At 35.5% G+C, this 18,577-nt stretch carries 25 protein-coding genes; 24 read left to right on the forward strand and 1 reads right to left on the reverse strand.

What is annotated here, in order from left to right; translation table 11 throughout:
* Positions 1-297 precede the first annotated feature (297 nt).
* Positions 298-579: a winged helix-turn-helix domain-containing protein gene (locus E7Z81_RS10305; protein ID WP_292747390.1), complete on the reverse strand. Its 282-nt coding sequence runs from the start codon at positions 577-579 to the stop codon at positions 298-300.
* A gap of 317 nt (positions 580-896) precedes the next feature.
* Between E7Z81_RS10305 and E7Z81_RS10310 the strand changes: the two genes are divergently transcribed.
* From E7Z81_RS10310 to E7Z81_RS10425, 24 genes are all read left to right on the forward strand, one after another.
* Positions 897-1,088 (forward strand): hypothetical protein, encoded by a 192-nt coding sequence (locus E7Z81_RS10310; protein ID WP_292747393.1) that lies wholly within the window; start codon positions 897-899, stop codon positions 1,086-1,088.
* Between the two features lie 232 nt (positions 1,089-1,320).
* Positions 1,321-1,569, forward strand: coding sequence for a hypothetical protein (locus E7Z81_RS10315; RefSeq protein WP_292747396.1), 249 nt, complete (start codon positions 1,321-1,323; stop codon positions 1,567-1,569).
* Between the two features lie 13 nt (positions 1,570-1,582).
* A complete protein-coding gene (locus tag E7Z81_RS10320) occupies positions 1,583-2,389 on the forward strand; it encodes a hypothetical protein (RefSeq protein WP_292747399.1) in 807 nt (268 codons plus the stop codon).
* Positions 2,379-3,788, forward strand: a complete 1,410-nt coding sequence (terL, locus tag E7Z81_RS10325) for a phage terminase large subunit (RefSeq protein ID WP_292747402.1) — start codon at positions 2,379-2,381, stop codon at positions 3,786-3,788. Before E7Z81_RS10320 ends, terL begins: the two co-directional genes overlap by 11 nt.
* 16 nt (positions 3,789-3,804) lie before the next feature.
* Positions 3,805-3,960: a hypothetical protein gene (locus tag E7Z81_RS10330; protein WP_292747405.1), complete on the forward strand. Its 156-nt coding sequence runs from the start codon at positions 3,805-3,807 to the stop codon at positions 3,958-3,960.
* Between the two features lie 769 nt (positions 3,961-4,729).
* Positions 4,730-4,906, forward strand: coding sequence for a hypothetical protein (locus E7Z81_RS10335; protein WP_292747408.1), 177 nt, complete (start codon positions 4,730-4,732; stop codon positions 4,904-4,906).
* Between the two features lie 323 nt (positions 4,907-5,229).
* The gene (locus tag E7Z81_RS10340) at positions 5,230-5,697 is read left to right on the forward strand and encodes a hypothetical protein (RefSeq protein WP_292747411.1); all 468 of its coding nucleotides are present in this window, start codon (positions 5,230-5,232) and stop codon (positions 5,695-5,697) included.
* Between the two features lie 273 nt (positions 5,698-5,970).
* Entirely contained in the window at positions 5,971-6,111 is a 141-nt protein-coding gene (locus E7Z81_RS10345) for a hypothetical protein (RefSeq protein WP_292747413.1), read from the forward strand.
* Between the two features lie 5 nt (positions 6,112-6,116).
* Complete coding sequence (locus E7Z81_RS10350) at positions 6,117-6,278, forward strand: hypothetical protein (RefSeq protein ID WP_292747416.1); 162 nt, start codon at positions 6,117-6,119, stop codon at positions 6,276-6,278.
* The gene (locus E7Z81_RS10355) at positions 6,271-7,581 is read left to right on the forward strand and encodes a hypothetical protein (protein ID WP_292747419.1); all 1,311 of its coding nucleotides are present in this window, start codon (positions 6,271-6,273) and stop codon (positions 7,579-7,581) included. The genes E7Z81_RS10350 and E7Z81_RS10355 overlap by 8 nt, the downstream gene beginning before the upstream one ends.
* Before the next feature lie 50 nt (positions 7,582-7,631).
* The gene (locus E7Z81_RS10360) at positions 7,632-8,600 is read left to right on the forward strand and encodes a hypothetical protein (protein WP_292747422.1); all 969 of its coding nucleotides are present in this window, start codon (positions 7,632-7,634) and stop codon (positions 8,598-8,600) included.
* A gap of 1,646 nt (positions 8,601-10,246) precedes the next feature.
* Positions 10,247-11,437: a hypothetical protein gene (locus tag E7Z81_RS10365; protein ID WP_292747425.1), complete on the forward strand. Its 1,191-nt coding sequence runs from the start codon at positions 10,247-10,249 to the stop codon at positions 11,435-11,437.
* Between the two features lies 1 nt (position 11,438).
* On the forward strand, positions 11,439-12,215 hold the full coding sequence (locus tag E7Z81_RS10370; RefSeq protein ID WP_292747427.1) for a hypothetical protein: 777 nt from the start codon (positions 11,439-11,441) through the stop codon (positions 12,213-12,215).
* A 54-nt stretch (positions 12,216-12,269) separates the two neighbouring features.
* Entirely contained in the window at positions 12,270-12,461 is a 192-nt protein-coding gene (locus E7Z81_RS10375) for a hypothetical protein (RefSeq protein WP_292747430.1), read from the forward strand.
* Complete coding sequence (locus E7Z81_RS10380) at positions 12,458-12,628, forward strand: hypothetical protein (protein ID WP_292747433.1); 171 nt, start codon at positions 12,458-12,460, stop codon at positions 12,626-12,628. Before E7Z81_RS10375 ends, E7Z81_RS10380 begins: the two co-directional genes overlap by 4 nt.
* Entirely contained in the window at positions 12,618-12,869 is a 252-nt protein-coding gene (locus E7Z81_RS10385) for a hypothetical protein (RefSeq protein ID WP_292747435.1), read from the forward strand. Before E7Z81_RS10380 ends, E7Z81_RS10385 begins: the two co-directional genes overlap by 11 nt.
* A 24-nt stretch (positions 12,870-12,893) precedes the next feature.
* Positions 12,894-13,157 (forward strand): hypothetical protein, encoded by a 264-nt coding sequence (locus tag E7Z81_RS10390; RefSeq protein WP_292747438.1) that lies wholly within the window; start codon positions 12,894-12,896, stop codon positions 13,155-13,157.
* The gene (locus tag E7Z81_RS10395; RefSeq protein WP_292747440.1) at positions 13,147-13,743 is read left to right on the forward strand and encodes a hypothetical protein; all 597 of its coding nucleotides are present in this window, start codon (positions 13,147-13,149) and stop codon (positions 13,741-13,743) included. Before E7Z81_RS10390 ends, E7Z81_RS10395 begins: the two co-directional genes overlap by 11 nt.
* Positions 13,743-14,381 (forward strand): hypothetical protein, encoded by a 639-nt coding sequence (locus tag E7Z81_RS10400; RefSeq protein ID WP_292747443.1) that lies wholly within the window; start codon positions 13,743-13,745, stop codon positions 14,379-14,381. Before E7Z81_RS10395 ends, E7Z81_RS10400 begins: the two co-directional genes overlap by 1 nt.
* Positions 14,382-14,384: 3 nt before the next feature.
* Positions 14,385-15,239: a hypothetical protein gene (locus E7Z81_RS10405; protein WP_292747446.1), complete on the forward strand. Its 855-nt coding sequence runs from the start codon at positions 14,385-14,387 to the stop codon at positions 15,237-15,239.
* A gap of 5 nt (positions 15,240-15,244) precedes the next feature.
* Positions 15,245-16,105 carry a hypothetical protein gene (locus tag E7Z81_RS10410; protein ID WP_292747449.1) on the forward strand — a complete coding sequence of 287 codons (861 nt, stop codon included), beginning with the start codon at positions 15,245-15,247 and terminating at the stop codon, positions 16,103-16,105.
* Positions 16,106-16,115: 10 nt separating this feature from the next.
* Complete coding sequence (locus tag E7Z81_RS10415) at positions 16,116-17,138, forward strand: hypothetical protein (RefSeq protein WP_292747452.1); 1,023 nt, start codon at positions 16,116-16,118, stop codon at positions 17,136-17,138.
* Between the two features lie 3 nt (positions 17,139-17,141).
* Complete coding sequence (locus E7Z81_RS10420; RefSeq protein WP_292747454.1) at positions 17,142-18,284, forward strand: hypothetical protein; 1,143 nt, start codon at positions 17,142-17,144, stop codon at positions 18,282-18,284.
* Positions 18,285-18,309: 25 nt separating this feature from the next.
* A complete protein-coding gene (locus tag E7Z81_RS10425) occupies positions 18,310-18,576 on the forward strand; it encodes a transcriptional regulator (protein WP_292747458.1) in 267 nt (88 codons plus the stop codon).
* The last annotated feature ends 1 nt before the right edge of the window (position 18,577 follow it).

Genomic DNA, 18,577 nt, shown 5'->3' on the forward strand with positions numbered 1-18,577 from the left:
GGTTGGGTTCAGCTATTCAAAACTCCTTTTCTGAAACCCTTTCATATATATCGCAGTTGGAAATCTAAATTCAAATCCGAAAACCCTGCCGTTAATGTTAATGTGCAGCTGTTAAAGTGAAAGTCAAAAATAGGTATTGTTTATTTTAACAATAACATTGCAGATTATGAAAGTTACTCCAGCTATTGAAAATCAGTTTTTATTACGAGATTGTTTATATTTAGTTTATTTATTGTTGTCATTTATTAACAATTTTTAAAATGAGGTATAGCGCTAGCTATCGAAAAAAAATTTTTGCTATTTATATTGAAGTTCATAATATATTAGCAATCCAAGACGAGTTAGTTTATATAGCTTGCCGGTCTTTTCATTTTCATTAAGGCACACAACAATATCTTTGTCTTTTAATTCTCGTAGCACTCTTGATACAAGAGAGAATCTTACGTTCATTGTTTCTGTAATTTCCGATGGAGTCATTCTTGATTTTTCGATTATTTTGATAACCTTCTGACGGTTCTTGCTACGTTTGACATAGGCGAATGCGTCAATGTATGTCGGGCTATTAGTATCGGGTAACATGCTATTCTATATCAATTACGAATTAAATATTATGCTATTTTTATTCTATTGTTATTCTATTAACATCGAACAATCTTTTATTAGATTTATGCATTATGTTAAAAAATTTTTATTATATCTTAAATACGAAAAATATCCATAATTGATTAGTTATAATGTTAAATTGACTTTTATATTAATTTAAATTTTATTCGGATAAGTTATTGATATGTTGTGGTTAAATAAAGGAAAAATAAAAATCAAATCCTATACCTTTTTATATAAAAAAAATAATATATTATTATATATATTACATTATATGTAGTAGGTGTAAAATTATGGCGAATGTAAACAACACATCTTCATACATGGATGAGGATAAGAAAAAAATAATCAAAGAGTCAAATTATACATACAGAGATGCACTTGAAGTTGGAGCATATCTTATTGAAACAGGTAAATTTGAAAGAGTTTATAAAGAAATGCAAATTTACGATTTACAAAAAGAATTAGAACAATTAGACGATTAACCATCTTAAATTGTTTAATATACTGAAAATAGAACGTGCACATCTTAAAATAGTATAATATCGAAATAAGACCTGACTAGTTTAACACTATTTCTAGCGTATGCACTCTTAAAAATTTAAATTGAATACGAAAAAAGTAATAATATTTTATTATTACTTAACTATTTTTTACCTAATAAAATTTTATATACATACCGTAATAGTAATAAATATAAAGAATATACATTATATTATGAAAATCAGAAAAGAAAATATCAGTGCAAGAGTACAATCTGCACTAAAAAAAATTGTTATCGATTCTGATTATTCTCATAGGGATGCATACGAACTTGGTGCGAAAATAATTGCTTCAGGTGATGCTCCAAAAGCATTTAGTCAGGTCGAATCAAACGCAACTTCTAAAAAAACAATTAAAGAAGCTGAATGTAAAATAGTTGAAGAAAGAAAACAAAAACTTGAAGAAGAATTGAGAAACTTATAGGGGGCCTGCTCCTATGGGTCAGAAAAATTCAGACGTTAAATACTTTTTAGAGCAACATGAACAAGAAATAATAAACTGTTGCAAGAAAGGAATGAGTAACAATGAAGTCCGTAAACTACTAAAAACAAAATATGGAAGAGATGTCGCAGATAACACCTACAGAAAATTCAAAGCAAAACTGAAAATTAAAAAAACTGATTTCCTGGAAACATTACTGGATGAGATAACAGTAATGAAAGAATCCGGTGCAACTGATGCTAACATTAGAAGATGGTTAGCAGAAGATCATGATGTTGAAATAAGCCGATCAACTTTCTCCAGATTCAAGAAAAAATATAACATAACAGATCAAGAAAAAACTCCTCACGATAAAAAAGCATTGACAAACAGAGCTATCAGCCAAAAACAAATACTAGACAATAACGTTCATCAAGATAATATTGACATAGCTATTGACACCATATTGCAGCAACAGGTCACTGACATCCAAACAGGACTGGACAATCTCGACAGGATAACCCGAAACGCTATAAGCATTGAAATTGATTTTGAAAAACTTGAAAGAGAAATAAGACTCAATGCTAGCGAAAAAAATATTGGAAGATATTTGCTTGATTTTACTGAATTAAAAATACGTTACTTGGAATTATCTGTTAGAACATTTGAAGCTAAAAACAAATTATTCAAAGATGAAATGGACAGACTATTTAAAAACAGAGTCCTTGAACTAGAAGATAAAAAAATTGAAATATCTCAAAAAGACATTATGGATGAAATAGAAGTTCTTGCAAAACAAATAGATGATAATAATGTACAATAAAGATGGCCAATTCTATTTAGGTGCAAGAGACAAAGCTATTCTTCAAAAATGTGTATATGAAAATCCATACATACCATTTAAACCATTTGTCAAACAAGCTGAGATGATTCTAGCAACAGAAAAGGAAGTTCTAATTGGTGGTGCCGCTGGAGGTAGTAAATCAACCAGCCTGTTAATGAGAGCCTTATTTTATGTTCAGGACGATGTTAATGAATACCATGCATTAATATTGCGTAGAACATTATCTGATTTGAAAAGGAAAGGTGCTTTAATTCATAAAGCCAGCCAATGGCTTAACCGTAAAGAGATTCAAAGAGACCCAGCTATTCGGCCGAAGTGGGATGGTACTGAACATTCATGGACATTTCCAAACGGCAATAGTTTAACCTTCGGATATTTACGTAACATTAACGACCTCGATACTTATCAGGGTTCTGAATACCAGTTCATTGGCATTGATGAGTTAACGCAACTGGAACGCTTTAAATATATTTATATGCGTTCACGTGTCCGAAAAACTAAAGACAATAAACTTCCAACACAGTTAATGTGCTCAAGTAATCCTGGTAAGCGTGGTAATAAATGGGTCAGGGAAAGATTCATCGAAAAGATAGATGCAGACATTCAGGACAAAGACCAGATAAGATTTATCAGCTCCAGTTATGTCGATAATGTTTATCTGGACAGACAGGACTATGAAGAATATCTTATGGGCTTGGATAGAGTTACACGTGAGCAGTTAATGAACGGTAACTGGTATGCTTCAGTTAAAGGTGAGCTATTTGATGAATCAGATTTCCACTTGATCTCTCATGACGAATTTTTGAAAATACCTATCATCCGGATCATCAGGTATTGGGATCTTGCTGCAACTGAAGTTCTCAACGATGACAAATTGAAAGGTAATGATCCAGATTATACCGCAGGAGTGTTACTGGCCAAAGATTTAAACGGCAATATCTACATCCTTGATTCTTATGAGTTTCAATTGGAGTCACGGAATCTTATTAATGAAATCATTAACACTGCAGCGCGTGATAAAGCGGATGTGCAGTATATAGAACTTGACGGTTCCACTGGTAAGAACTTTGGCCTGTTAATTATTGATGAATTAAACCGAAGAGGATTTACTACAGGCACTGGAAATTCACGTGAGAATAAAGTTGACCGTGCCAGAAGAGTTTCAGCTGACATCCAACTTAACGGAATTTTCCTGGTTGGGAAGGATAGAACAGGGTTTACTAAAAAATGGGCCATGGAATTTCTTGAAAAAATTACAGCCTACCCTAACGAATCCATTCACGATGACTGTGTTGTTGCATTCACCGGTGCATATGAGAAACTGGCTAGTGAAAAGCAACCTCAAAGAGTTGATGTTGATAAATGGTATTCTACATAATAATAGCTATTTTGCTATGGACATATTGATGGACATACTATGGACTATACTGTGGACTTTATGGACTGTCTTATGGACATACTATGGACTGCATCGTGGACTGTTTGTGGACTTGAAGTGGGACACCATGGACACCCAATGGGATTATCATATGGGTTATCTGAGGGACTGATTATGGACAAGGTAATGGATATATCGTGGACTATGTTATGGACTAACTATGGACTATACTATGGACTGGTTATGGACTACTTGATGGACATACTATGGACTATGTTATGGACTGTTTATGGACTAACTAATGGATAAAGTGTGGACTATATCGTGGACTGTTTGTGGACTAAGTTGTGGATGGACTGGATGATGGACTGTTTGTGGACTGATGGATGTATGGATGGACTAATGGACATACACGAATCAGGTATACCCCCCATGTATCAGAAATCTAAGGTCGATATGAACTTCTTTTTGTAGGGTGTCCATAACTATGGACTGATTATGGACTATACTATGGACTGTTTATGGACTGGAGTATGGACTGATTTTTCATAAAATTGTTGTCTGCGAACCTAGTCGGGCCGACATAACATTGTTATCTTTCCAAAATCAACGCAATTTTCAGGGGGTACACATTTTTTGGGGCAGTCCACGTGGATGGATGTATGGACTACAGTCCACGTTATGGACTTCCGCGTGGACTGTTTACAATGCAACAATTCACATCGACCTCCATAAAAAAATCCCGCGAAAAAATCGATACAATAATTTTTCAATTAAAATTCAAATAAAATTATTTTAAAAAAATAATTAATAATAATAAATATAGGAAATAAAAAAATAAAATAAAATAAAATATTATTAAATTTAAAGATATTTTACAATTTATTTATATAGTAGTTTATCTAAATATAAATTTAACTTAATGGAGTGAGTGATAAATCATGGCGATTCAGGAACCCACTAAGCAGAAATCATTTAAAATTTCAGAAGATTTAGCTATTGAATTTGAAATTCAAGCTAAGAGAAGTAGGACAAAAGAAGTTGACCTGATTACAAGGTATATTCAAGAAGGTTTAGAAAGAGATCAGAATGAAGATAAACAATCAACATTGGATTAAAATTATATTGAAAATGTGTTAAAAAATAGCGATAGAAAGAAATTATGAAATGATTGCCGTCATTTCATAATCCATAAGTTTAAACTTATAATTATTTATAGAGATGGTTATATATAAACTTATTTATGGATTTGTATATACAAAAGTGTATTACAAAAAAAATTATTTTTTGCACATTTCCAATTCAATATGAATACGGAAGTGTTAAGTATGGAAAGTATTAATGAAGAATCTTCCATGAGATTTAGGGAAGATAAAGATATATTATTTGTATTAGCAAATGCTAGGAATGTTTTAAAGGCTTTTTATGGGAGGATGTTATAATGGCTGAAAAGATTGATTTCCATATTAAAGCCGACAAGTCAAAGACTGTTAAAGCTAGAGAATTATCTGGTTTAACTAACAGGGAAATTTTTGAGTTAGGTTGTAAGGCTGCAATCGAACAGCATCAAAATGTTTTAGATACTGAAATTTTAGAACTTAATGAAGCAATGGATAAGGTTAATGAATTAACAGCATCAGTCAGATCCAGATTAAGAGATATGGAAGTTCCAACAAAACCTAGTGATGATTCTGATTCTGACAGTGAAGATATGATAAGAAATCACATACCACTTGAACTATTCAAGGAAATGGTATTGTATTATATGGATACTTTTGGCATAACTGATATTCAGGAACTCAGCAGCAAAAACAAAGAAGTCTTCAGATTCTTTTTAATTAACCTGGCATATCACGATATGAATATGGATGATGTAAATAAGTTATATGAAGATATGAATTCAGAATAACTTTATTTATATTATTTACTTTTTTTATTTTACTTATTTTTTTAATAGCAATTCTTTTAATCTTTAGTTATTGATTTTAGTAGTGTTATTGATATTCTTTTTTTGGAATTGCAATTTTTGCAACAGGAATTGCAACTCTCATTTCACCTTAAATTTATTACTTATTTTATATAAATAATATAATAAAGTATATAATAGAGGTATATTTCAACTGAAAATATCCTTACTGGAAATATTTATTTTTCTAAGAAAAAACTCCTTAGGTGATTGTTAATGTATGAAATGATAGGCATACTTGTCGGATTGGTTTTAATTAATGCAATAGTTAGTTTGTTAATGATTGACCTATTATACAGGTGTTATTGCTTAATTAAAAAAGATGAATACGATATAAGAGAAGTATTTGAAAGGTGATAATGATGAGAAGAATAATTATTGAACTGGACTATGAAGGACACGATTCTGATTTAAGCGCATGCCACGAACTTGAAAACCTTCTGGACCTTACTGATTTTAAACTCAGAAGATTCAACAGTGTCGATACTGAAAACTTATTCACAGTAACAATTGGAAATGGATAATATGGGCGTTACTGATTTTATAAAAACCAGATTGCTGAATAACCGTGTGGAACAGTACAATACTAAGCGCAGCTATTGGGGTGAGGATGAAAGACAACCACGTACTGACGGGATCAATACCGGTCTTGACCTTCCTGATGCACTTCCCCCTGTAATAAATAAAACTATAGCTAACGCAAGGTATGCTGTTAAACTTGACGGTTACACTGCAGGAGTATTGAAAAATAGAATTGATAAAGCTAATGTTAATATAGTACTGGTTGATAAGGAAGAGAAGTTATCTGCTGAACAGAAATTGACTTTAATACTTTGGGCCAGGATGATTGATATTTCGCAAGTTGCAAAGAACATCCTTCAGGGCGGAATGGTAGACGGTGAGGGATTAATTAAACCTGTAGAGAGATGGGATAAAAGTATTGGTAAATATATTAAACCTATATTTCTTGAAATCGGCGCTCACGGTTACGGATTAAAGAAAGAGTTTAATGATGATAATGAAGTGCAGCTATACCTTCATGAAATGCCAAAGGATATTGTTAACGGTTCACCTGAAGACTTCAATAATTTCGTTAGTATTGAGGAAGGCACATTAACGGTCAAGTATGAACCGGATGAGGTTATTAACTTCATGTACAATGAAATCTACTCAGAAGCCCAAAGCATTATCCTGAACTGCTTGGATGATATTTATCATAAGTGCAATCTTGAAAGGAATCAGGTGGAGCGTATTAATAAGGATAATATTATTGAGGTTAAACCTTCACTGGACAGTAACGGTCAGCCTATAATTACAGAACTTTCATCCACTGCAAAGGAAAACCTATATGCTGATTACGGAACCACGGCCGGAAGTAATGTAGCTATTGTACCTCCAGGAATCGAATCTAAAATACTTGGGGGTAACAATTATCAATCTGACTATACAAGGCAAACGGAAATCTTCAGGAATAATATTTTAAGGACTTTCGTGACACCGCAGTCACAGGCAGGTAATGAGAAATCCAATCAGAATGTTGCTGAGTACATTAACGATTCAGCTATTACTGGGTTTATTGTTAATGTTGCTAATGACCAGAAGTGGGTGTTAAAGTATTGCAATGAATTATTAAAGAGGCAATTGGAGTTAATGGGTGTTAAAGAAACTTTAGATGTTTACTTCAGTTATTCTCGTGATGATGTATTAAGATATATTATGGAATTGTCCTCTGAGGGTGATGAAATCTATAAGAACTATTTAAGTAACTTTGAAGAGGAGCAACCGGTCGGTGAAAGGATTTTAACTGACAGTGGAGTTGAAATATAATATATATTTATATAAATAAAGTAATAAAGTAAATAATAGATGTGATAATAATGAGGCATGAACTTTTTGAAGTTGGATCATACGACTATTCTGACCTGGACGAAAAACTTGATAAACCTGTTGAATGGACTGAAGATGATCTAAAACTAATAGCTGAAAACTATCGTGGAGGAATTCCTTTAACTTCAGAACATGACAATATCTACGTTGGCATCGGAAACAATATAGAATACGAGGAAGGAAAACTATTCCTTGAAGTTCCTGATGAACTGGATATGGAAGGAAAAGGTTTATCCCCTAAAATAGATGTCTTATTAAAAGATAACGGAGATTCATTTGGAATTGATACTATGAGCCTAATAGATGTTGGCGTAACCAAAAGCCCTAGAAAAATTACCCTGTTGAATTCTGATATTACTGGAGATACCGGTGCCACTGGCGAACCAGGTAATCCGGCACCTCAACCGCAGCCACAACCTCAACCTCCAAGTAAAGAAGCTAATGTAGCTACTACCTTACTATTGGAGAAACTGCAAGGCAAGGATGCGGAAATCGGAAAACTTCAGGAAGAGATTAAAACTCTAAAAGAAGAATCTGAAAGATATGAAGAAATTAAAAAAGATATTGAAGAAAATAAGGACTTCATTGAAAGTAAAGATGATATCTTAAAGGAATTATCTGAACTTAGAAAAGCTGAGAATGAAAGGAAGATTAAAGAGTACGAGGCCAAGTACAACTTTAACTATAATGAGAATGCTCAGGATAAAGAAATAATTGATAAGCTATTGTCCGGTGACGTTGATATGGAGCTAATGGAGAAACTGGCTGAGAGAAGAATTAAAATTGAAGCTAGTAAAGACGGTTCCACACCGGGTGGTAGGAATCCCGGAAACTCTGGTGATGTTGGAGACACTGGCGACACTGGAAGTACTGGAGATGAAGATTCACCTTCTTTTACAACTCGTGAGGAATATAATAAGATATTAAAGGATATGGGATTCAATAGAACTAGAATTTAGCTATGACGGTGTATTTTTTGTTACTTTTCCACCTGAGCTACGACTTTTCATTGAATCACTCTTTGATTAGGTGTCGGGGGAAGTGTTTTTGAACATGTTTTCACTTCCTCTAAAAAATTTTATATTTCGTCTTGTGGGGTTCGGGCGTGCATTGAAACCCTTAATGCCTAATTAAGGGGGGACAAGCCCCCCTTTAATTACCCACAACTGCCAATGCCCGATGTAAGTTAAACTGCAAATTTCATAAACCTCGAACCGACCGGCAAGGGTCGGTTCTTAAATTTGATATAATCAATAATTCCAAATCCATAAACTCGGAATAGGGGCAAGCCCCTATTCCTCGACTCCTATAAAGCTATTATTGCTCTGTCTATAGTATGGCCTTTCGCTATCGCTCAAGGCGTCCAGTCCTCGCTTACGCTCGGACGGAACATAATGCTAATGTTTGCTACTAAAAAAATTTGATCATGCTTGTCCATGTTTTACCTCAGCGGAACCGACCGGCGAGGGTCGGTTCCTTTAACTTTGACAAAATAAGCTATTCCAAATCCATAACTACGGAACAGGGGACAAGCCCCTGTTCCTGCACCTTGACAAAACTATTATTGCTAGACCTATAGTATTGGCCTTTCGCTTACGCTCAAGGCATCCAGTCCGACCTAAAGGCCGGACTGCATATAATGGTTGTATTTCAATGTAAACTCTTTTTATTCATAAGTAACCATACGGAACCGACCGGCAAGGGTCGGTTCCTCCCTATAGTATATGCTCGCCAATTCTATTCACCCCACCTATACCACGCCTCCCACTTCGGCCTCCCGTTGGTCGGCCTCGGGTCGGCGTGGTTATGGTGGGGCGAATTGGCTCGCTTAAAACGTGGGTGCCGTCAGGTTGTTCTGGTCTGGGCAAATCCTTAACAGTAATGTTAATGTAAAACAAAATTCAAATTTCAAAAGGCTGATTGTAATGTTATTGTGATAATGACATGTCGAACAAGATATTACTATCATAATTCTTTATGTTATCGTTAATTAAAACAAATGTAAATCAACAAGTATAATTTTAATGAAGTAAGTATTACATTAACGGCAAGGGTATTACTAATCAATATCTATTTCAACTATGCATATACATCAACTTCTTTTCAAAAGCAAGTTTCAATTAACAAATGGTCACTGTTAATGTTAATCCGGTTTCAACTTCAGCTATTGTAATCGTTAATGTTAATGTTAATTTAAAGCAATGAATATCTCAAAGCTTTAATTTCTGGCAATGGTTTTCACATTAACATTCGCTATCGTTAATGTTGTTTCTTTTTCAACCCTTGCATATATATCGCAGTGCAGGGGGAAATAACTTTTAAATCCTAAATCGCAGTCGTTAACGTTAATTCACATCCAAAATTCAAATATCAAATCGTTAATGTTAATGTTAATTTAAATCAATAGTTATTGTTAACATTAGGTTTTCCATAATTGTTATTGACATTAACGGGCACTGTTGTTAATGTTGATTTAATCTCAACCCTTGCATATATATCAAAGTGCGGAGGGGTTCAACATCTGAGTATGCAATCGTTAATGTTAATGTCAATATTACTATAATTATTATATGATTTATATAAAATACATAATAAATTATTAATCATGACATTGCAAGCGGAATTACAAATCAATATTGTAATAAACAATTACACGCAAAGAAGCGGTAGCTATTCATCCAACTATGATTACATCTTCTTGGATAATCTGGCCAACAGTTCTTATTCCAATCTTTTCAGAAGTGATTTGAAAAACTTAAAGATCAAAACCAAAGATGGAAGCAACTGTCCAGTATTATACATTCCAAGTTATGGATCTCAACCGGCAGCTATCCTGGTCAGGGTTCCGGTCGGTAAGATCTCCCAAACAACAAAGCTATTTCTTGATGTTTATGATACCTCAACCATCTTCAGCAGCACTTTATCCACTGGTGGTGAGGTGTTAATGTTCGATGCAAATTCTGACACATACTCCCAGTTTTTTATGACATACTCAGGTTTAAGTATCAACAATGATTCAACGGATGGGGGCAGATTTTTAAGAGCTAGATTTGTTCCAAGTATGGATGGAAGTTCACCAACATCATTATTTACAACATTCGCCTCTGGTGGAAGTCTATCAAACAATCGTGTTACTGTTGCAAGATTTAAACGGATTTCCGGTTGTGTGGATGTTAATGATAATGCAACATATCATGGAACAACAACTGGAACATACATGATGCAGACTGACTATAATCTCACAACATATCAGGAAGATATAAAAGTCACATCCTTGAATTGGGACGGTGAAAAATCTTACTTAATGTTTAACGGAACTAAAACATTAGTGCAGGTTAATTCCAATGATGCATATGCTTCAGGCAGTGATGAGGAGGGAAATTATAAACAATACCATTTCCATGGGAGAGTCTCAAACGGGTTCAGCAGTGACTCAGATTACCTGGAGGGATTCGACAGAAACAATCCAACTAAAATTTATGACAACAATTACCATGAAATTGAAGTTGCTCCAGGATGGTTTTTAACAACCGCTTTTGAAGAATACAACTACATTGACCTGAAATGGATGTTAATATTCCCGTCACCATTACTTGCAGCTAATTCTATTCCCGCAATAACAGTAACGCAAAGGGATTCTAAAACAGGTATTAGATTGTATAAAGGAAGTCATGAATATCCTAAAGCTTACAAAGGCAGTAGGTTATTGTGGGATGCAGACGATGAGGACATGACTGATACTGGACTTCACATTCCAGATAAAATAATTAACCATAATTGGGATTGGGTGTTTTAAAATGATAAGTGACTATGATGACGGCAGTACTATAGGACATGGCCGTGGATATCCAACAGGACTTGAACATGAAGAAAAGATGGACGTTATTGCCTGTTTACTTGATGAGGGCGAAAGGTTCTACGTTAATGATGAGCATACGGCGTGGATATGTGAAAACCAATGTGCAGTAGGTGAGATGGTAACACTTGATGAATCATCCACAATGCAGCATACAATTGTTAGAAAAGCACAGGCTGGTGAACTGGCCTTCGGTTATCTGTTAGGTAAGGTGCAGGTTAAATCATCCGGCCATACTCTTGTTACTGTTGCGGTACTGGGTGATGTTTTCAGATTAAAACTCAAAAGACCTGCTCCTGCAGATATATTGCCGAATACCAGAATCTACATTGACAGTGACGGTGAGTGCAATCCGGTTGAAGGCCATGATTTAAGATTACTTTCCATTGTTAATCTAACGGAAAATGAAGACACTGAATACATTAGAGTATACAGGCAGATGTCTGAAATTGAAATGTATCCAGAATCTCAGAACTGTATTGATCTTGCTGACTGTTCTTTTGAACAGGATGAAATAACTCATGTTGTTAATATGATCGTACCAACGGAATCCAATATTATGGCGCAGGCCAATTATGTTAAAGATGCAGACGGTGTTACTTATTGTGAGCTTCCGGATGTAGCTATTGTTAATAATGTACGGTTTGTTTGGGAAGACAATAAGTTATACATGGAATGGGACGGTTGTGATGATGGCGAAAATGTATACTTTATATAAACAAAATAATAAAATAAGTAATAAAACATATAATATTATAGAGAGGTTGTTAACATGACTATAAGGAAACTTGTCGGAACTTTAGAAAACAAAGGACCATACATAGACCAATCAACAGGGCACTGGTTCTACTGGAACGGAACCAAATACGTTGATAGTGGTTATCCTTATGCAGTTAAACCCGTAATTGAATTTAAAATCGAAGATGGTATACTATACTATTCCATTACATGGGAGGCACAATGAAATACATAAAATACTTTGAAACTTTAGAAGAATACGAATCCTGGATGAGCATAAAAGAAAATGCTGAAGAAGTATACGAAAGTGAAGAAAAGATTTGTGTTGATGGTATAATCCTAAGCCATACATATAAGGATTTTGAAGATGAGGTGATAAGCAATGATTTATGAATGGTTGGAGCGAAACAGAAAGGACATTGATATTTTAACATCATTTTTAGTTACCGTTATTCCAATAGTAATGTTATATTCAGAGGCATTGGGTATTACTGAAAATACTCTTCCTTATTGCATTCTTATGATAGTGTTAGGTGTAGCTAGTCATTATGCAAGTAGAATAAGAGGCGAGGGAGATGTTGAAGACGCTAAACAAAAAACTAAAAAAGTTTTGGGATATCCTGAAGAAAAATAAACTTCTTTGGAGGATATTGTTATCATGAACAAACTAAAAAATAAAATAGTCATTTGTAACTTTACCAAAACAATCTCCAGTGCAGTTTTAACAGCAATAGCTATCAACATCATAATGACCAACGCAACAAAGTATGCTTTAATCGAAGGACTGTTACCATTAACAGTAGCTATTGTTATTGTAGCAGTAATTGACATTTATGAATATACATGTGAAAAACAAGACAAGATAAACTTGGATGAACTGGAAGAGAGAATCGAAAAGCTGGAGGGCAATGATGAAAGGTAAAATCCTAATTGCCGTTCCAACATTCGAAAACATCAAACCGGAATGCTTTAAAAGTATTTACGGCATGAAAAATCCTAACGATTATTTACTATATTTTGATTATGTTAAAGGCTATGACTGCGCACGTGCAAGAAACGAAATAGCAAAGCTAGCAATCAAATACGACTTTGACTATGTGTTAATGGTAGATTCAGATGTTAGTGTGCCTAGACAAACTGTAAACAATCTGTTAAAGTGTGAAACGGATATTGCTTTAGGCTGGTATTACAAGAAAAGAACAAAAACAGATCAAACCGTCATCTATGATTTTGGAAAAGATTACACTGACAAAAACATGATCTATGGAAAAACATTATGGAACCTTAACAATCCCATTGACGTTAAAGGAGGAGGACTTGGAATCAGCCTCGTTAATGTTAATGTCTTCAGAAAGATGAGCTATCCATATTTCAGATATGTTATCTACGACGATGATACAGTACTTTCTGAAGATTTATATTTCTGCACAGAAGCCAGAAAACATGAAATGAATATCAAATGCAATCCCCACGTTAAAGGTAATCACATATATGAGGTGAGTGTTTAATGCAAGACCAAATAGTTTTACTTGAACAAAGAAAAGAAGTCACAACATTTTTACTTGATGATGGAGATGTAACCTCAAAAGACGTAGTTACACAAACAGGCCAAAGCATCGGTTATGATTACACTGACAAATTATATCCTGAAGATACAGTAACCATTTCAGACAAATCCGAAATCGGAAAAGAAATGGTTAAAAAATACACTGGCGATAATGATGAAATACCAATAGGCATAATCGTTAATGACCCGACAGTAATGGATAACGGCCAAAGAAAAGCCAGTGTGTTAGTGTTAGGCCATCTTTACAGACTCAAACTGGCCAGCGGTGTTAAAGATATTGCACCGGCCGATAAAATCAAACTGGGTGAAAACGGAGCCGTTAAAGATTCATCAGGTGAATACTTGGCATTACATCCTGTGGAAGATTCTGATGAATACAATTACATTAACTGTTTTAAATTAGCAGGTGGCGGTGCTAAAGGAGAGAAAGGAGATACTGGTGATACTGGCCCTGCCGGAATATCAACAATAATAAAAGGCTCATATGATAGTCTGGAAGAATTGGAAGAGAACGTTCCAAATCCTCAAGTGGGAGATGCTTACTTAATTAACGGCGAACTTTATGTATGGGAGGAATAATAAATGACTTGGAGAAATGTTGGAAACTTAAGAGGTGATATAGGAGCAACAGGACCTCAAGGAGCTACTGGTGAAACAGGTCCTGCAGGCGCACCATTCACAATTTTTAAAACATATTCAACAATAGCATTAATGGAAGCTGATTTCAATAATGTTCCTGATGGAAGTTTTGTTGCAATCCAATCTAATGTTGAAGATCCCGATAACGCTAAATTATATCTCAGAGGAACATCCGAATTCACATTCATAACAGACATGTCCGGAGCAACAGGTATTCACGGAGACACTGGTGAAACAGGTCCTGCAGGTAAAGCCGGAGCACAAATATTACTGTCCATCAGTGGCAGAAACAGCAGTTTATCTTCAACAGGCTGTCCGGCTCAACCTTCATTATATGGAGGATTTTATGTCAGTGATTTATTGGAGAATAATACATGGGCAACAGAAGTAAATCTTGGAGACTGGGTACTCACAAGAACTGATAATAATATATGTCATATTGCATGTATAAGTGATGGTAAAGCATTAGTTGACCAATATTTTAATTTGAAAGGACCTAAAGGAGATACTGGTGCATCCGGTGAAAAAGGAGATACTGGGGTGAGTGGTCTGAAAGGAGATACTGGTGATACTGGCCCTGCCGGACCTAAAGGTGATACCGGTACATCTGGCGCTAAAGGTGATAAAGGAGATACTGGTGATACCGGCCCTGTTAATCTTGCAAGCACTTTAGATACAACCGATACAACCAACGCTATTAAAAACGCACCGGTAGCTATAGCTATTGAAAATGTCCAAACAGCTATTGGAACAATAACATCCACACAAACAGCAAACTTGAATTTGCTCGGGAGCTGATTAAGATGAGTTTCACCCCTCCTGACCTTTCACAAGTTCTGGCTAATGAACAGCTAATGAATTCCAGATTAACAACCTTAAGAACTAATCTGAGAACAGGGCTGACAAATGCCGGAATCAGTTATAGTCAGACAGATAGCATTAATCAATTAATAGACAGGTATGAAATTCTTCCGATATTTCAAACGGACGTTAATGTTAATCCCCAGACCGCAGGAAAACTATCAACCTTGTATAAGATGGCTAATATCAGTGCTGCATCATGGTCAAGTGCCAACAATGGAAACTATTGTGTATCATATACAAATGATGATACTCAAGATCAGTTTGAAGAGGACGGTTGGTATTACACTGCAACTTTCGGTAAATTTGTCACTACTCCCGGAACATACTATTATGGAGATAATGACGGATGGAGAATTGAATCACAATTCAACATATCCGGAGGATGGAACGGATTAATGGGAATTGGATTCCTTGTAGATGAAAACCATGAAAGTTCTGGACTGATTAGAGATTATAATCCCGACGGTTATACTGGAGTATTCATAGGTTCTGTCGGAGGATATCCCGGAGTCTTTTCACTGGACAACGGATGGGGGGTTGCAAATGATTCAGTACGTGATAACAATCATCCATTTGCTGAAGGAACAATGATTCTTAAAAAAACAGATGACTATTATCTGCAATACATATTCAAGGATTCAAACGATAATGTCTTAATTTCAGGAACTTTTGATCCGGGAGATGTATGGAATTCCGATGAGATAGTATTTGGAGCATATGGCAGTGATGGCTACAAATCAGACGCCCACACCATATGCAACACAAAAGATACAAAAATATATTATGAACCGGAACTGTGAGGCGTTAAAGATGAGCATAGCTAGTAATGTTATTTTGGAAAACACAAGGCTTGGAAATACAAGAACAAAGCTTAGAAATAAGCTGACTGAATATAACATCTGGTGGGACAATACTCTCACAATATTTGAACTTGCAGAACGGTTAATGATGATGTTTGGAATCCCCGTATTACGTATTGTAAAATCAGATACAGTTCCTCCGGAAGGATTTGAATACAGCGTAACACTTGAAGATTCAGGAGTTCCAATTGACTGGTGGGTTGATGGAGTTCACAGTGTTGTCAGAACAGATTCTAACGGAAAGTCAGCCGTTACAGTACCATATGTTAAAGATGCTACAGGAACTGTCATCTGCAAAGTTGGAAGAAAAGAAGCCTTTAACATTAATTATACATGCGTTCCATTTTTAAATTTCGATGATTATGCATGGGATGGAAATTTAGGGGCTTATGAAATTGTTAAGTATCCAACAAGCATATCACCCACATTTGATATTGATATGGTAGATGATAGTGAGGTTTATGATTTGGCAAAAGATACTGTAGCAGCTTCTGTAGTAATGGCAATACCCGGGGTATACTCTAACGGTATTGATGGGACAAGCGGAATTCATATGGAAGTAGCTATCTATCAGAAAAAGGACAGCAACCAGGGATGGGGCGATGCAATAGCTTTAGTCAATTCCAAATCATTAAGCCATTACAGAGATACAAAAATTCTGGAACTGGGTGCTTATCCTGCTAAGAAAGGACTGAAATATTCCACATCTGACCATGTAGTACGGGATGTTAATGTTTCATCAGGACAGCTGGCATTGGATTCGCAGAAGTATTATTTTGATTTGTATTATGATAACGGTTATGTTAAAGCTACAATAACACATGGAGCTACAGATGATTTCACATATGAAGCTGATATTTCAGATAAGATAACATTTGATACATTCTATCCTGCAATAATGATTTATGAAGCAGGAGGCCACATTCAATGGGAAAGAATAAGTATTGAACCATGGACACATGAGGAGGAATAAATAATGGCAGAAACAGAATGGATAGAAATCGGAAAAGTTACTGGAGATACCGGACCCAAAGGCGATACAGGAGTTGGAACAACAATCAAGGGCAGCTATGATAATTTGGAAGAGTTGATAGCTGAACATCCAACGGGTAGTGATACAGATGCATATTTAGTGGACGGTAACTTTTATTTCTGGAACGGCAGTCAATGGGAAAATGCAGGAAGCATAAAAGGTGAAACAGGACCTGCAGGACCTAAAGGGGATACAGGTGATAAAGGTGATAAGGGAGATACTGGTGCGACAGGTAGTAAAGGAGACAAAGGTGATACTGGAGCTACTGGTGAAAAAGGACAACAAGGACCTAAAGGAGATACTGGAGATACAGGAGCTACTGGCGATACTGGACCGGCCGGGGCAAAGGGGGACACTGGAGCTACTGGTACTGGTATTACTATTAAAGGTTCATATGATACTTATGAAGAATTAGTACATGATCATCCGACAGGTAATGTTGGAGACTGCTATCTTGTAAACGGATCTCTTTATGTCTGGAACACAAATGCCTGGGAAAACGTAGGAAGCATAAAAGGAGAAAAAGGAGACACAGGTTCACAAGGTGTTAAAGGTGACACTGGTGATACCGGACCTCAAGGAGTTAAAGGTGATACTGGAGCTACAGGTGCAACAGGAAGTAAAGGTGATAAAGGAGATACTGGTGAAACAGGAGCACAAGGAATTCAAGGTGTTAAAGGTGATACTGGTTCTCAGGGTGCAAAAGGTGATAAGGGAGATACAGGAGCAACAGGTCCTGCAACAGATGAAAACGCAGGATGGAAACTGCCGGTAGACCAGATATTAACTACAACAACATTACCGACAGGTGTTAGTGCAGGCTATCGTGTAGCTATTGTAACCAGTTCAGTAATGGCTATTAAAGAGTATAATGGAAGTTCCTGGGACACGGAATCACTTGATGCCTATTCAGTAATACCATTAAAGCATTCTGGAAGTATACAGATGTATCTGGCAAAATCAACAGGGCCTGTATATATGGGTGTTGAATATGGTGTCTTTGGTAAATTCCGCTTTATGACTCAGGCAGCATATGATGCGTTAAGTAGCTATGATGAGGATACTATTTATTTTGTAAGAAGTTAATATACTATTAAAGGAGGGTTGCATTATGGGATTATCTGATGAGATGTTAACGGAGATTAGTTATGTTAAAATCTCAAGTTATAGAAAAAGAGTAATGAAATCTTTAGAAGATGATGTTAAGATGCCTTCTGAGATTGCAAGGGATGCAGATATTAGACAAAACCATATTTCAAAAGTTCTCTCTGAATTAAAAGCACACGAATTAGTAGAGTGCATTAATCCAGAAGTTAGAAAAGGTAGATTGTACAGGCATACTGATAAAGGTGAGGATGTAGTTAAAAATTTAGAATAAA

The sequence above is a fragment of the Methanobrevibacter sp. genome (genome assembly GCF_015062935.1).
Classification (GTDB): domain Archaea; phylum Methanobacteriota; class Methanobacteria; order Methanobacteriales; family Methanobacteriaceae; genus Methanocatella.